The organism is Neorhizobium sp. NPDC001467 (assembly GCF_050275975.1).
In the GTDB taxonomy this organism is placed as follows: domain Bacteria; phylum Pseudomonadota; class Alphaproteobacteria; order Rhizobiales; family Rhizobiaceae; genus Neorhizobium.
In genome coordinates this window covers 79,937-95,704 of the sequence record NZ_JBNNPS010000011.1, presented here as the reverse complement: position 1 = coordinate 95,704, position 15,768 = coordinate 79,937, and the positions used below count along the sequence as shown (strand labels likewise).

General features: G+C 60.6%; 11 protein-coding genes. 1 reads left to right on the top strand and 10 read right to left on the bottom strand.

Features of this window, described 5'->3' with window-relative positions; translation table 11 throughout:
• Positions 1 to 109: 109 nt before the first annotated feature.
• Both mfd and ACQKKX_RS18225 read right to left on the bottom strand, forming a co-directional pair.
• On the bottom strand, positions 110 to 3,649 hold the full coding sequence (gene mfd, locus ACQKKX_RS18230) for a transcription-repair coupling factor (RefSeq protein ID WP_427572652.1): 3,540 nt from the start codon (positions 3,647 to 3,649) through the stop codon (positions 110 to 112).
• Complete coding sequence (locus ACQKKX_RS18225; RefSeq protein WP_427572650.1) at positions 3,646 to 3,975, bottom strand: succinate dehydrogenase assembly factor 2; 330 nt, start codon at positions 3,973 to 3,975, stop codon at positions 3,646 to 3,648. The genes mfd and ACQKKX_RS18225 overlap by 4 nt, the downstream gene beginning before the upstream one ends.
• Positions 3,976 to 4,067: 92 nt before the next feature.
• Between ACQKKX_RS18225 and recG the strand changes: the two genes are divergently transcribed.
• Positions 4,068 to 6,173, top strand: a complete 2,106-nt coding sequence (gene recG, locus ACQKKX_RS18220; protein ID WP_427572649.1) for an ATP-dependent DNA helicase RecG — start codon at positions 4,068 to 4,070, stop codon at positions 6,171 to 6,173.
• On the opposite strand, the gene ACQKKX_RS18215 is transcribed toward recG, so the two are convergent.
• From ACQKKX_RS18215 to ACQKKX_RS18180, 8 genes are all read right to left on the bottom strand, one after another.
• Complete coding sequence (locus ACQKKX_RS18215) at positions 6,151 to 6,849, bottom strand: DUF502 domain-containing protein (RefSeq protein WP_427572647.1); 699 nt, start codon at positions 6,847 to 6,849, stop codon at positions 6,151 to 6,153. The two genes, recG and ACQKKX_RS18215, sit on opposite strands and share 23 nt — an antisense overlap.
• 12 nt (positions 6,850 to 6,861) lie before the next feature.
• Positions 6,862 to 7,365 (bottom strand): GNAT family N-acetyltransferase, encoded by a 504-nt coding sequence (locus ACQKKX_RS18210; RefSeq protein WP_427572645.1) that lies wholly within the window; start codon positions 7,363 to 7,365, stop codon positions 6,862 to 6,864.
• The gene (gene glmS, locus ACQKKX_RS18205) at positions 7,362 to 9,188 is read right to left on the bottom strand and encodes a glutamine--fructose-6-phosphate transaminase (isomerizing) (RefSeq protein ID WP_427572643.1); all 1,827 of its coding nucleotides are present in this window, start codon (positions 9,186 to 9,188) and stop codon (positions 7,362 to 7,364) included. The genes ACQKKX_RS18210 and glmS overlap by 4 nt, the downstream gene beginning before the upstream one ends.
• A 293-nt stretch (positions 9,189 to 9,481) precedes the next feature.
• Entirely contained in the window at positions 9,482 to 10,840 is a 1,359-nt protein-coding gene (gene glmU / locus ACQKKX_RS18200) for a bifunctional UDP-N-acetylglucosamine diphosphorylase/glucosamine-1-phosphate N-acetyltransferase GlmU (RefSeq protein WP_427572641.1), read from the bottom strand.
• Positions 10,841 to 10,994: 154 nt separating this feature from the next.
• Complete coding sequence (locus ACQKKX_RS18195; RefSeq protein WP_427572639.1) at positions 10,995 to 12,068, bottom strand: BMP family ABC transporter substrate-binding protein; 1,074 nt, start codon at positions 12,066 to 12,068, stop codon at positions 10,995 to 10,997.
• A gap of 50 nt (positions 12,069 to 12,118) precedes the next feature.
• Complete coding sequence (locus ACQKKX_RS18190; protein ID WP_427572638.1) at positions 12,119 to 13,033, bottom strand: ABC transporter permease; 915 nt, start codon at positions 13,031 to 13,033, stop codon at positions 12,119 to 12,121.
• A gap of 1 nt (position 13,034) precedes the next feature.
• On the bottom strand, positions 13,035 to 14,120 hold the full coding sequence (locus ACQKKX_RS18185; RefSeq protein ID WP_427572637.1) for an ABC transporter permease: 1,086 nt from the start codon (positions 14,118 to 14,120) through the stop codon (positions 13,035 to 13,037).
• The gene (locus ACQKKX_RS18180) at positions 14,110 to 15,696 is read right to left on the bottom strand and encodes an ABC transporter ATP-binding protein (protein WP_427572635.1); all 1,587 of its coding nucleotides are present in this window, start codon (positions 15,694 to 15,696) and stop codon (positions 14,110 to 14,112) included. Before ACQKKX_RS18180 ends, ACQKKX_RS18185 begins: the two co-directional genes overlap by 11 nt.
• Positions 15,697 to 15,768: the final 72 nt, after the last annotated feature.

Genomic DNA, 15,768 nt, shown 5'->3' with positions numbered 1-15,768 from the left:
CGGGAGTGATATCAGACCGTTTCAGATCCTCGGGACAAGCCCGAGGATGACGGCGGAGTTTTACGGCCTCTGTCTGTAGTCTCCCCGGGTCGCAAAACCCGGGGATTTTTCATATCTTTGCCAGTTCCGCCATCTGGCTCATTACCTGGGCTGCGGTGGTCAGCCGCTTTTCCGGCGTCGGCAAGTCGCGGGTCAGGAACACGCTGTGATCCGGCCGGATCTTGGCCATAGTGCCCTGCTTGGCAATGAAACCGACGAGGTTGGCCGGGTTCGGGAACTGTTTGTCGCGGAACTGCAGAACGATACCCTTCGGCCCGGCATCCACCTTCTCCACATTGGCCTTGCGGCACAGCGACTTGATGTAGACGACCTTCAACAGGTTCTGCACTTCCTTCGGCATCGGGCCGAAACGATCGACCATTTCGGCCCCGAAACCGTCGATTTCGGCAAGCTCGGTCAATTCGCCGAGACGACGATAAAGCCCCATACGCAGATGCAGGTCAGGCACGTAATTGTCCGGGATCATCACGGTTATGCCGACGGAAATCTGCGGCGACCAACCGGTGTCGGTGATCTCGTCGTCACCCTTCACCTCGGCTACAGCCTCCTCCAGCATCTGTTGGTAAAGCTCGAAACCGACTTCCTTGATATGGCCGGACTGTTCTTCGCCGAGAAGGTTGCCGGCGCCGCGGATATCGAGATCGTGGCTCGCCAGCTGGAAACCGGCGCCTAAAGTATCGAGCGACTGCAGGACCTTGAGACGACGCTCGGCCATTGTAGTGAGCTGCTTGTTGACCGGCAGGGTGAACAGCGCAAAGGCGCGCACCTTTGAACGACCGACACGCCCTCGCAGCTGGTACAACTGGGCCAGACCGAACATGTCGGCACGGTGTACGATCAGCGTATTGGCGGTCGGCACGTCGAGACCGGATTCGACGATGGTGGTCGACAGAAGCACATCATATTTGCCGTCATAGAAGGCGTTCATGATGTCTTCGAGATCGCCCGCCGCCATCTGGCCATGCGCCACGGCCACCTTCAGTTCCGGCACGTCGGAGCGCAGGAAGGCTTCAATTTCCGGCAGGTCGGCCAGACGCGGGCAGACATAGAAACTCTGTCCCCCACGATAATGCTCACGCATCAAGGTTTCGCGGATGACCAGCGGGTCGAAGGGCGAGATGAAGGTGCGCACCGCCATGCGGTCGACCGGCGGCGTGGTGATCAGCGACAGTTCGCGCACCCCGGTCATGGCGAGCTGCAGCGTGCGCGGAATCGGCGTTGCCGACAGAGTCAGCACATGCACGTCGCTTTTCAGCTCCTTCAGGCGTTCCTTGTGCTTGACGCCAAAATGCTGCTCCTCGTCGATGATGAGAAGCGCCAGATTGGCGAACTGGATGCCGGCGCCGAGCAGCGCGTGCGTGCCGACGACGATATCGACCTTGCCGTCTGCGACATCCTTTTTGGTCTGCGCCAGTTCCTTAGCCGTAACGAGGCGTGAAGCCTGTGCCAGCTTGATCGGGAGGCCGCGAAAACGCTCGGAAAACGTCTTGAAATGCTGGCGAGCAAGAAGCGTGGTCGGCACGACGACCGCCACCTGCGCACCGTTCATGGCCGCGAAGAAGGCGGCGCGCAGCGCCACTTCCGTCTTGCCGAAACCGACGTCGCCGCAGACGAGGCGGTCCATCGGACGACCGGCGGCGAGATCTTCGCGCACGGATTCGATGGCGTTTTCCTGATCCTCGGTTTCGTCATAGGGGAAACGGGCCGCAAACTCGTCATAGAGCCCTTCCGGCGTCGCCAGAACCGGCGCACGGCGGGTAATACGGGTGGCGGCAATGCGGATAAGCGCATCGGCCATGTCGAGCAAACGTTTTTTCAGCTTGGCCTTGCGGGCCTGCCATGCGCCACCGCCCAGCTTGTCGAGCGAGGCTTCCGCCGCATCCGAGCCGTAGCGCGACAGGATGTCGATGTTTTCGACCGGCAGGAACAGCTTTGCCTGATCGGCATAATGCAGTTCCAGGCAGGCGCGCGGCGCACCCGCCGCCTCGATGGTGACGAGACCGACGAACTTGCCGATACCGTGTTCGGCATGCACGACCAGGGAGCCTTCATCGAGGCCGGCAACTTCGGTGAGGAAATCCGCCCCGCGTTTGCGGCGCTTGCCCCGGCGCACCATGCGGTCGCCCAGAATATCCTGCTCGCCGATAACGACGAGATCACCCGTCTCGAAACCAGCTTCAAGGCTCATCACGGCCGCAGCCGCCTCGCCCTTTTCCAGTTTCTTCAGATCGTCGAGCTTTTCGATCTGGCGAATGCGCTTGAGGCCGCGCTCGTCCAGCACCTGCAACAGACGGTCGAGCGAACCGGCCGACCAGCCGGTGACGAGAACCTTGTCGCCCTCGGCCCGCTTGTCCGCGATATGCTTGACGACGAGATCGAAAACGTTGGCGCGCGCGCCTTCGCCATCCTCGCCGCGATCCTGCGTTTCCGTTTGCGTCTCGGCCTGCGTTTTCGCCCAGCGCGGACCGGCATGCGCATCGAGCGCGATCACCTTCCGGCCTTCCGCATCCATCTCGTTGAACGGCGTCAGGCGGATGGCGCCCGCTTCGTCGAGACCGGCTGCAAAACCCTTGCCGTCGAGATAAAGCTGGCCCGGAGAAACGGGCTTGTAAGGCGTTGACTGGACGGCCGACCCTTTGCCCTTGCCCTGCACGCCGCTGTCGCGGCGGGCCTCGAAATAATCGATCACCAGCTTGGAGCGTTCGGTCGCCGCCTCGCGCGCCGTGTGGTCGTTGACGATGCGAAAACCTTTGAGATAGTCGAAGGCGGTTTCCAGCCGCTCGTAAAACAGCGGCAACCAGTGTTCCATACCGGCATAACGGCGGCCTTCGGACACGGCCTGATACAGAGCGTCGTCACGATTGGCAGCGCCGAACAGCGACAGATAGTTCTTGCGGAAACGGCTGATCGTATCGGGCGTCAGCGTCACCTCGCTCATCGGGTTCAAATCGAGAGACCGTGCCTGCCCCGTCGTGCGCTGGCTGGCCGGATCGAAGGAGCGGATGCTTTCCAGCGTATCGCCAAAAAAGTCGAGGCGAACCGGTTCTTCCGTCCCCGGAACGAAGACGTCGAGAATGCCGCCGCGCACCGCAAACTCACCGACTTCGCGCACGGTGGAGACACGGTCGAAACCGTTGCGCTCCAGTCGTGCGGCAATGTCGTCCATGCGGATCTGGTTGCCGGGTTTCGCCGAAAACGCCAGGCTCTCGATCACATCCGCCGGCGCGATCTTCTGCATCATCGCATTGACGGTGACGAGCACAATGGCCGGATGCGGCTTCCTGGCATGATTGATAAGGCCGGAAAGCGCCGCCAGACGGCGCGCCGACGTATCGGCACTTGGAGACACGCGGTCATAAGGCAGACAGTCCCAGGCCGGCAAAGTCAGTACCGGTATCTCCGGCGCAATAAAACCCAGCATCTGTTCGAGATCGGCCATGCGCTGACCGTCCGAAATGACATAGGCGACCGGCTGGCCGGCCCGCGCCATCTCCGCCAACACCAGCGGCTCGATGCCGGCCGGCACATTGCCGATGATTAAGGGTGTGGAGCTAGCGGCAATCTTTTTAGGATCAAAACCGGAAATCATCGAAACCCGTCACCCTTCGCATTGAGGCTTTCGCGCGTCACCAGATCGAAATCCGGACGATAGGAGGCGAGGCGTTCGAACAGCGGCGTCCGGTATCGTTCCGGAACCGGAACGGATCCAGTAATCCAGCTGTTCAGGTCCGCATCTTCTTCCGCCATGATGATCTCGAACGCGTCGAGTTCGGCATCGGACAGCGAGGAAATCTGCTCCTCGGCGAACTGCCCGAAGACGAGATCCATCTCGCGGATGCCGCGATGCCAGCAGCGATAGAGGATGCGCCGGCGGCGCGGGTCGAGATCAGCGCTGCTGCGCGTCAGTCCAGTCATGTCGGAAACCTTTGTTGCCGGCGTGATATAGGATGAAATTCCACCGATGTCAGCCTTGCCAAGGCGGCATTTTCCATCGCATTTAACGCCTCATGCGTCCCGCCATACTTGATCCGCTGTTTTCCCCTGTCTCAACGCTCGCGGGCGTCGGGCCTAAACTCGCCGAGATGATCGCCAAGGTGACCGGTCGCGAGGACGCCGATGACTGCCGCGTGGTCGATTTGCTGTTCCATGCCCCATTTTCGCTGATTGACCGGCGCAACCGGCCAGGCATCGCGCTGGCGCCGCAGGGCGCTATCGTCACCATCGAAGGCCGCGTCGATCGGCATACCCCGCCGCCGGCACGCACGAACCAGCCCTACCGGGTCTATCTGCATGACGAAACCGGCGAACTGGCGCTGACCTTCTTTCGCGCCAAGGGCAACTGGCTGGAAAAGACGCTGCCGATCGACGAACAGGTCATGGTCAGCGGAAAGGTCGACTGGTTCAACGGCCGTGCCTCGATGATCCATCCGGATTTCATGGTGAAGGCATCAGAAGCTGAAAACCTGCCGCTGGTCGAGCCGGTCTATCCGCTGACCGCCGGTCTGTCGCCGAAGACGTTACGTAAGGCGATCGACGGCGGCATATCGCGCCTGCCCGAATTTTCGGAATGGATCGACCTCAACCTCGCGCAGCGTCAGTCGTTTCCTTCCGTTGCGGATGCGTTTCGAGACTTGCACGATCCACGCGACGCGGCGGATATCGATCCGCAGGCGCCTGCCCGCCGGCGCCTTGCCTATGACGAATTTCTGGCTGGGCAGGTATCGCTGGCACTGGTGCGTCAGAAAATCCGCAAGGTTCCCGGCGTCCCGATCCGCGTGAAGGGTGACGTTGCGGCAAGAATCGTCGCCGCCCTACCCTTCGCGCTGACCGCCAGCCAGAAGAGCGCTGTCGAGGACATATTGAAAGACATGGCCGGTGAGGATCGCATGCTGCGTCTCCTTCAGGGCGATGTCGGTGCCGGCAAGACCCTGGTCGCGTTACTTTCCATGGCGGCCGCCGTCGAGAGCGGCGGACAGGCGGTGCTGATGGCGCCGACCGAAATTCTTGCCCGGCAGCATTTTGCGACGATCGCTAAATTGGCCGATGCCGCCGGCATTACAGTCGATATCCTGACCGGCCGCACCAAGGGCCGCGAGCGCGAAGCGATCACCGAGCGCATCGCATCCGGCGACGCGCAGATCATCATCGGCACGCATGCGCTGTTTCAGGATACGATCAGCTACCACAATCTGGCGCTGGCCGTGGTCGATGAACAACATCGTTTTGGGGTGCACCAGCGTCTGCGGCTGACGTCGAAAGGCATCTCGCCGCATATGCTGGTGATGACGGCGACGCCCATCCCGCGCACGCTGGTTCTCGCTGCCTTTGGCGACATGGATGTGTCAAAACTCACTGAAAAGCCCGCCGGGCGAAAACCGATCCAGACGGTGACCGTGCCGACGGAACGGATCGGCGACATTGTTGGCCGCCTCAGAAGCGCCGTGGCCGAGGGAAAGAAAGCCTACTGGATCTGCCCGCTGGTGGAAGAATCCGATGTCGTGGAACTCATGTCGGCGGAGGAACGTCATGCCGTCCTTGCACGCGAGCTCGGTAGCAAGAATGTCGGGCTTGTTCATGGTCGTATGTCGGGCGCGGAAAAGGATGCCGTCATGGCAGCCTTCAAAAGCGGCGAGATCCGGCTCCTCGTCGCCACAACGGTCGTTGAGGTCGGGGTCGATGTGCCGGATGCAACAATCATGGTCATCGAACATGCCGAACGGTTCGGCCTGGCGCAGTTGCACCAGTTGCGAGGCCGCGTCGGCCGTGGCGCCGATGCCTCCACCTGCATCCTTCTTTACAAGGGCCCACTCAGCGAAACCGGCCATGCACGGCTTTCCATCCTGCGCGACAGCGAAGATGGGTTTCTGATCGCGGAGGAAGACCTGAAATTGCGCGGTGAAGGCGAGCTTTTGGGCACCCGCCAGTCCGGCACGCCCGGCTTCAAGCTCGCCAGCCTCGAAGCCCATGCCGATCTTCTGGAAATCGCCCGCAAGGATGCGAGCTACCTTCTGGAACAGGATCCGGACCTGACCAGCAAACGCGGCGAAGCGATCCGCGTTCTTCTCTACCTGCACCGTCGCGACGAAGCGATCAGGTTCCTGCGGGCGGGATAGGTCCTGCGAGAACCGGCGTCTCCGCCATTTTCGGTGTCCATTCGGGCGCGATCAGGCCGCCGGAAATCAGAAGCCGCGCGCCTTCCTCCGGCGTCATGTCGAGCATGATGACCTTGCTTTTCGGCACGAACATCAGGAAACCCGCCGTCGGCACCGGCGTCGGCGGCAGAAAGACCCCGACCATTTCTTCGCCGTCCGCATTCAGCCTCGCGGCGATCTCGCCCTTCGCCTCGCCGGAAATGAAGACGAGCGCCCATGTGCCGGGAGCGGGAAATTCGATCAGCCCGCATTTCTTGAACGAGGTCGACTGCTCTTTCAGAACGGTCTCGAATATCTGTTTCAAGCTTTTGTAGAGGGTGCGCACCAGCGGCATACGCTGCAGAACCGACTCGCCGAAATTGACGATCGTACGGCCGATGAGGTTCTTGCCGAGAAAACCGATGATGGTGATGAACAGCACGGCGATGACAAGGCCGGTGCCGGGAATCGTGACATCGAAATAATACTGCGGATCGTAACGTTGGGGAATGTAGGGCGTCACCCAGCTGTCGGCCCAGTCGATGAAGGCAAAGGTCAGCCAGATAGTGATGGCCAAAGGTGCGCATATGATCAGGCCGGTGAGGAAATTGTTTCTCAGCCGACCGGCCAGCGAGAGTTTTTCGAGGGGATCGGTCATCGGGGCCTGATTTTATTCTGAAGCAACGCCAAAGGCAGCATGGAACGAAAGAATGCCGGATGGCACCTGCCCCCGCAAGGGCAGCGCCATCAAATATTCCCGAGGTAGGCCGGGACTGGTTAGGCCGATGTCGGTAAGGAAACCAAAACGGCGGTAATAAGCCGGCTTACCGAACACGACGCAGCCGGTCGCATCGCGATCTCTGATCGCTTCGAGACCATTGCGGATCAGATGGGTGCCGATGCCCTTCCCCTGATAGTGCGGCAGAACCGAAACAGGTCCGAGCGCATACCAGTCGGTCTCGCCGCTTGAAAATGTCACCGGCGAAAAGACGACGTGACCGATGACCACGCCTTCCGTCTCAGCAACCAGCGAGACCACCAGAGCACCGGCCTCCCGCAAACGCGCGATGATGGCAGGCTCGCTGCCATCACTATGCGCCATGCCGGCAAAAGCTTCCGTGGTGACGGCGGCAATCGCCGTTGCGTCACCCGGTTGCTCGGCGCGCAAAATCACTCGACGGTGACCGATTTTGCCAGATTGCGCGGCTGGTCGACGTCCGTGCCCATGAAGACGGCGGTGTGATAGGCGAGCAGCTGGATCGGCAGCGCATAGATCATCGGCGAAATCACTTCATCGACTTCCGGCAGCACGATCGTTGCCATGGTCGGCAGCTTGGTCGCTGCGGCACCCTTCTCATCAGTGATGAAGATGATCTTGCCGCCGCGTGCCGCCACTTCCTGCATGTTCGACACGGTCTTGTCGAAGAAGCGGTCGTAAGGCGCGATCACGATCACCGGCATATTTTCATCGATCAGAGCGATCGGGCCATGCTTGAGTTCGCCGGCGGCATAGCCCTCGGCGTGGATATAGGAGATTTCCTTGAGCTTGAGCGCGCCTTCGAGCGCCAGCGGATAGCTGGTGCCACGGCCGAGATAAAGCACGTCCTTGAAGCGGGACAGATCGCGTGACAGCGCCTCGATCTGCGGCTGCACGTCATTGAGCACGCGGCTCATGATGCGCGGCATCTCGATCAGGTGACCGATCATTTCCTTTTCGGCAGCCGCATCGATGGTGCCGCGCGCACGCGCCGCACCGATCGCGAGCGAGGCCAGGACCGCCAGCTGGCAGGTAAAGGCCTTGGTCGAGGCAACGCCGATTTCAGGACCGGCCAGGATCGGGAAGACCGCGTCGGATTCACGTGCGATCGTCGATTCCTGCACGTTGACGATGGCGCCGATCTTCAGCCCCTCATCCTTGGCATAACGCAGCGACGCCAGCGTATCGGCCGTCTCGCCCGACTGCGAGATGAACAGCGCCGCCTGCGTCGGCGACAGCGGCAGCTCGCGGTAACGGAACTCGGAAGCCACGTCGATCTCGACGGGCAGACGGGCATAGCGTTCGAACCAGTATTTGCCGACCAGACCGGCGAGAAAGGCTGTACCGCAAGCGGAAATCGCAAGGCCGGAGAGCTTTGAAAAATCGATCGCGCCCGCCTGCGGCTTCAGCGCACTGGCGGCGAAATCGACATAATGGCCGAGCGCATGCGAAATGATTTCGGGCTGCTCGTAGATTTCCTTTTCCATGAAGTGCCGATGGTTGCCCTTGTCCACGACATAGGCGGAGGCCTGGGAAATCTGGCTCTGACGTTTTACCGGCTTGCCGGCGTAATCGGTAACTTCCAGCTTGTCATGAGTGATAACGGCGCAATCGCCATCGACAAGATAGGTGATCTCGCTGGTAAAGGGCGAAAGCGCGATGGCGTCCGAGCCAAGGAACATTTCGCCATGACCATGGCCGATCGCCAGCGGCGGCCCGAAACGGGCCGAGAGGATCATATCCGGTGCATCCTTGAACATCACCACAAGTGCATAGGCGCCGTGTACGCGGTTCAGCATCTTCAACATGGCAGCGCGGTGGTCCAACCCTTCGCGCGTGTACCTGGCGAGAAGATGAGCGACGACTTCGGTATCCGTCTGGCTTTCGAACACGGCGCCTTCGGCGATCAGTTCGTCTTTCAGTTCGGAAAAGTTCTCGATAATGCCGTTATGAACAACGGCAACGCCTTCGACGAAATGCGGATGCGCATTCGGCACGTTCGGCACGCCATGGGTCGCCCAGCGCGTATGCGCGATACCGATATTGCCCGGTAGCGGAGCGCCATCCAGCGTCTTTTCGAGGTTGAACAGTTTGCCCTCTGCACGGCGGCGATCCATTACACCGTCATGAATGGTGGCGACACCGGCCGAATCGTAGCCGCGGTATTCGAGCCTGCGCAGCGCATCGACAAGACGCTCCGAAACCGGGCCTTTTCCAACGATCCCGACAATTCCACACATGCACGCTTTTCCTAAGGTTGATTGGACCGAGGGAATACCTAGCTGATCCAGTGGCTTACGCAATCCGGCAAATAGTCACTTTCGGTGTCGAAGCGTAACGGTTCACCGGCAATGTTTTCGATAGCGCGTTCGGATACGCCTAAACCGCCAGGCCAGAGGGATTACCTTGCCTGCACAACAAGGCCGGGTGCTGCTCCTGGCTTGATTTGAGTCGGATGGCCGTACAAGACAGAATGAAGAATATCAGGCGGTTACGGATACCCGTTCAACGTCCTGGCATGCTTCTGCCACGCTCATTGACCGCTCCGCGCCTTCTTCAGCGCCATCGCCCTTTCGCGCAGCAACACAGCCCGATCCGGCTTTACTTCCTGCCGCGCGCGACCGAGCGCCAGCGCGTCGGCGGGCACGTCTTCGGTAATGACGCTGCCTGATGCGACATAGGCGCTATCGCCGATCGCCACCGGCGCGACAAGGGAGGAATTGGAGCCGATAAACGCATTTGCGCCAATGCGCGTCTCGTGCTTGTTCACCCCATCGTAATTGCAGGTAATCGTGCCGGCGCCGATATTGGTATGGTCACCGACAAAGGCATCGCCGATATAGGTCAAATGATTGACCTTGGCGCCCTCGCCGATCTCCGCATTTTTCACCTCGCAGAAATTCCCGACCTTCGAGCCGGCGCCAAGATGGGCGCCCGGACGCAATCGCGCATAAGGACCGACCGTCGCTCCGGCCGCCACATGGGCGCCTTCCAGATGCGAGAACGCATGGATGATCGCGCCGCCTTCCACGGTGACGCCAGGGCCGAAGACGACATTCGGCTCGATCAGCGCATCCTGGCCGATCTCAGTGTCAAAAGAGAGAAAAACCGTTTCCGGCGCAATCATCGTCACGCCCGACACCATGATCTCGTGACGGCGCCGTTCCTGCCACAGCTTTTCAATAAAAGCGAGCTCGGCGCGGTTGTTACACCCGGTCAATTCACTTTCATGCGCATCGACGGCCACGACCTTGCCACCGGCAGCGCGGGCGATCTCAACGAGGTCGGTCAGATAATATTCGCCCTTGGCATTCTGGTTGTCGATGCGATCGAGCAGTTCCAGCGCCTTTTCGCCGTTGATCGCCATCAGCCCGCTATTGCACCATGTGACCTTGCGCTCTTCGTCGCTGGCATCCTTCTCCTCGCGGATGGCGATCAGTTCACCATTCTCCACAAGCAGACGACCATAACCGGTCGGCGTGTCGGTGTGAAAACCGATGACGACGATATCGGCGCCTTCCGCCAGTTTTTCGCGGGCCGCCGCAAATGGCGCAGGGGTAATGAGCGGCACGTCGCCATAGGCCACGACGACATCGTCGTAACCCCTTGCAATCGCATCGCGCGCGGCGAGCACGGCATGGCCGGTGCCAAGACGTTCCGTCTGCAGAAAGCTGGTAGTCGAAATGCCGTCGATACCCGCAGCCTTTTCAACTTTTTCAGCATCGCGGCCAAGCACCAGTGCCGCGTCACCCATGCCCGCGCCGACGACGGCCTGCATCACATGCGCGATCATAGGCCGGCCGGCGACCGGGTGCAGCACTTTCGACATCGATGATTTCATGCGTGTGCTGTCGCCCGCGGCGAGGATCACGGCCAGACATGTGCGGCTCATCTTGAAACTCCTTGGAATCGCTGACCCGTCCTTTAGCGAAAGGCCGGCTGAAACACTACCAACGGCTTGTAACGCGCTGAAATAGAAAGGGCACCCATTTTGTGGACGCCCTTTTCAAACCTGTCATGTCACCGGCCGGAGCCGAGGACTATCGTCACTTCGGCAGCTTGTCGTCCACGCCTTCGACGTAGAAGTTCATGCCGAGCAGAACGCCATCCTCGGCCTTTTCGCCGGCCTTCAGCCATTCCGAACCGTCTTGGCGGTTGATCGGGCCGGTGAACGGATGCAGTTCGCCAGACTTGATCTTGGCTTCGGTCTCCTCAGCCATTGCCTTCACGTCGTCCGGCATGTTGGTGTAGGGCGCCATGGTGAGGATGCCGTCCTTCAGGCCGTCCCAGATCTGTTCGGACTTCCAGGTGCCGTCCAGCATCGCCTTGGTCCGCTTGATGTAATAGGGACCCCAGGTGTCGACGATCGCCGTCAGTTGCGTCTTCGGGCCGGCCGCGATCATGTCGGAGGCCTGACCGAAGGCCATGATGCCGCGCTCGGCGGCCACCTGGATCGGCGCGGTCGTGTCGGTGTGTTGCGTCAGGATGTCGACGCCCTGGTCGACCAGCGCCTTGGCGGCATCGGCTTCCTTGCCCGGATCGGCCCAGGTATTGGCCCATACGACCTTGATCTTGAAATCAGGGTTGACCGACTTCGCCCCCAGTTCGAAGGCGTTGATGCCCATCACCACCTCCGGGATCGGGAAGGATGCGATGTAGCCGGCAAGGCCCTTCTTCGACATCTTGGCCGCGATCTGGCCCTGGATGTAACGACCTTCGTAGAAGCGCGAATTGTAGGTGGCGACGTTTTCAGCAGCCTTGAAACCGGTGGCGTGCTCGAACTTCACCTTCGGGAACTTTGCGGCAACCTTCATGGTCGCATCCATAAAGCCGAACGAAGTGGTGTAGATCATCGCGCAGTTGGAACGCGCCATGCGCTCGATGGCGCGCTCGGCATCCGGGCCTTCCGGCACGCTTTCGAGGAAGGCGGTCTCGATCTTGTCGCCCATCGCCTTTTCCAGCGCCATGCGGCCGATGTCGTGCGCCTGCGTCCAGCCACCATCGGTCTTCGGACCGACATAGATGAAACATACCTTGGACTTTTCCTGCGCCTGGGCAGCGCCGGACATGCCACCAATAACGGCGGCAGACGCAGCAAGTGCGATGATCAGCTTATTCATTTTCAACCCCTGTTGGCTTGAAGTTTTTGTTCGTTTGTTTTTGCGCGCTGTCATCGGTCCGGAACGAAAGGTTTTCCGAGCGAGGCCGGCGTGTTGATGAGTGTCGTGCGGCGATTATGCGAAATGATCACCAGAACGACAATAGTGGCGGCATAAGGAAGTGCCGAAAGGAATTGCGACGGAATGCCCACGCCGAAAGCCTGAGCATGCAGCTGGCCGATCGTCACGGCCCCGAAAAGATAACCGCCAGCGAGGATGCGCCACGGTCGCCACGAGGCAAACACGACGAGCGCCAACGCGATCCAGCCGCGCCCGGCCGACATGTTCTCCACCCATTGCGGCGTATAGACCAGCGACAGCTGCGCACCGGCCAGACCGGCACAGGCGCCGCCAAACAGAACGGCGAGATAACGCGTGCGCACCACACTGATGCCAAGCGCATGGGCGGAGCCGTGATTGTCACCGATGGCGCGCATTTTCAGGCCGGTGCGGCTCTTGAACAGGAACCAGTTGACGCCGATGATCAGCGCGATCGACAGGTAGAAGATCAGATCCTGCGCAAACAGGACGCGACCGATAAACGGAATGTCCGAAAGGACGGGAAAAACGATCGGCTGCAGCTTGGTGCCGGCAATGCCGACATAACTTTCACCCAACTGCCCAGAAACGCCGAGACCGAGAATGGTGAGAGCCAGACCCGTCGCCACCTGGTTGGTAACGAGCGTCAGCGTCAGGAAGCCGAAGAGCAGCGAAAACAGCGCACCACCGCCGATGCCGGCGAGAACACCGAGATAAGGTGAACCCGTGAGGTGTGCAGTCGCAAAGGCACAGACGGCACCCATGATCATCATGCCTTCGACGCCTAGGTTCAGAACCCCGGCGCGTTCGGTGACGAGTTCTCCCAGCGCGGCGATCACCAGCGGGGTTGCGGCAGTGATGACGGTCAACAGGATCGCTTCGAACATGTTACGCGTCCGCCTCTGTCTTGGATGGGGAGAACACCAGCCGGATGCGGTAGAGGATCAGCGTATCGCACGAGAGCACGAAGAACAGCAGAAGCCCCTGGAATACCCTGGAAATCTTGTCGGAAATGCCGATCGAGAGCTGCGCGGCCTCACCGCCGAGATAGGTCAGCGCCAGAACCAGACCCGAGGCTACGATACCGATCGGATTGAGACGGCCAAGGAAGGCAACGATTATGGCGGTAAAACCGTAACCCGGCGAAATCGACGGCTGCAGGTGGCCGATAGAGCCGGAGACTTCGGAAATGCCCGCAAGTCCGGCGAGGCCACCCGACAGCATCAGAGCAAACCACACCATCTTTTTCGAGGAAAACCCGGCAAACCGCCCCGCCCGTTCGGCCTGACCAAGAACCGAAACCTCAAAACCCTTCAGCATGAAGCGCATCATGAACCACAATGCGATGGCGGCGACGATGGCAAACACCGCGGCCCAGTGAGCGCGACCAGATTCCAGCAGTTCCGGCAGGATTGCTTCTGGCGCAAAGCTGATGGTTTTTGGGAAATTATAGCCTTGCGGATCGCGCCAGGGACCGCGCACCAGCCAGTCGAGAAACAGTTGCGCGATATAGACCAGCATTAGGCTGGTGAGGATCTCGTTGGTATTGAAGCGCGTCTTTAAAAGCGCCGGAATGCCTGCATACAGCGCGCCGCCAATCATTCCCGTGACGAGCATGGTTGGCAAAAGCAGCGGCGACTGCCATTCCGGCACGAGAACCGGCAGGATCGAGCCGGTAATGGCGCCGATGGTGAACTGCCCTTCCGCGCCGATATTCCAGTTGTTGGAGCGGTAACAGATCGACAGTCCAACCGCGATTAGGATCAGCGGTGCCGCCTTGATGACCAGTTCGTGCAGAGACCACACGTCCAGAAGCGGTTCGAGGAAGAAAGCGTAAAGCGTGGCCACGGGGTCCTTGCCCATCAGCCAGAACATCAGGCCGCCGAAAATCAGCGTCAGCACCAGCGCCAGGAACGGAGAAAAGACGGCAAAGGCGTTGGAGGCGCGCGCCCGGCGCTCGAGTTCAATGCGCATGCGCAGCCTCCCCGCCTTGCGCGCCATGCTGTGTGGAATCGTGAATGCCGCCCATCATCAGGCCTATGCGCTCAAGCGACAGTTCGTCGGCGGGATAGGCCTGTGACAGCCTGCCCTCGGAGATGACGGCAATCGAGGTGGCAACCTCGAAAATCTCGTCGAGATCCTGACTGATAACGACGACGGCCGAGCCGGATTTGGCAAGGTCGATCAGGGCCTGCCGGATACGGCTTGCTGCCCCGGCATCCACGCCCCAGGTCGGCTGATTGACGACGAGCAGTGCAGGCTGCCGGTCGAGTTCGCGTCCGACGATGAATTTCTGAAGGTTCCCCCCCGATAGCGAGGCCGCCGGCGGGTCCTCCCCGCTTTTGCGCACGTCCATGGCCTGACAGATGCGCGCCGTCGCGGCCTTGACGACCCGATGGCGGATCATTCTTGCAGAACCGCCGCCCAAAAAAGCCTTGCGGTCGGAATGGGCACGCGCGAGAAGCAGATTGTCGGAGAGCGACATCTGCGCGACGGCCGCATGGCCATGCCGCTCCTCCGGCACAAAACCGGCCCCCAGCAGACGCCGGCCATTGATGCTCGTGCGTCCCACGGACTGACCGCGGATCTTGATCGCTTCATGGTCGGCAAGCGGATATTCGCCCGAAAGCGCGTCGAAGAGTTCGCTTTGACCATTGCCGGCCACACCGGCAACCGCCAGGATCTCCCCGGCCCGCACCGTCATAGATACGTGCTTGAGCGAGACCGCGAATGGCGTGCGGCCCGCAACAGACATGTCAAGGACGGAGAGATAGGCGTCGCCGGTCGCCCCGAGCGCTTCGCGATGTACCGAGGCCACCTCGCTGCCGACCATCATGCGTGCCAGGGAGGCCGGCGTTTCCTGTTTCGGATCGCATGTCCCGGTCACCTTGCCGTGCCGCAGCACGGTCGCCCGATCGCAGATCCGCCGCACCTCGTCCAGCCGATGACTGATGTAGAGAACAGAACAGCCCTCGGACTTCAGCTTCATCAATGTCTCGAAAAGTCTCTCAGCCTCCTGCGGCGTCAGCACCGAAGTCGGCTCATCGAGGATGATCAGTTTCGGGTTCTGCAGCAGAGCCCGGACGATCTCGATCCGCTGGCGTTCACCGACGGAAAGATCGGCGACATGCATGTCGGGGTCGAGCGGCAGACCATAGGTTCGCGACAAGGCCGCTGCTTTTTCGGAAATGCTCGAAAGCGGGATCTTCGGATCCAGCGACAGCGCGATATTCTCGCCGACAGTCAACGCCTCGAAAAGCGAAAAGTGTTGGAAGACCATACCGATGCCAAGGTGTCTTGCCTCGCCAGGCGAAGAGATCTCGACCGGTTTTCCGCGCCATAGAATATGACCCATACTGGGCTGCAACACACCGAACAGCATCTTGACGAGCGTGGATTTGCCGGCACCGTTTTCGCCCAGCAGAGCGTGAATTTCGCCGGGCGCGATATCGAGATCGACGTCGTCGCAGGCAGCGAATGTGCCGAAAAGCTTGCTCAGCCCTCGAACCGAAAGAAGCGATGGCTCTCCCTGATCCTGCGATGAAACCACTCGATTCCCCTCGTCCACCTCTGGCGGTTGTTATCAAATCCGCTGCGCAGTCGGTGGCTCCGTGAAGACGTT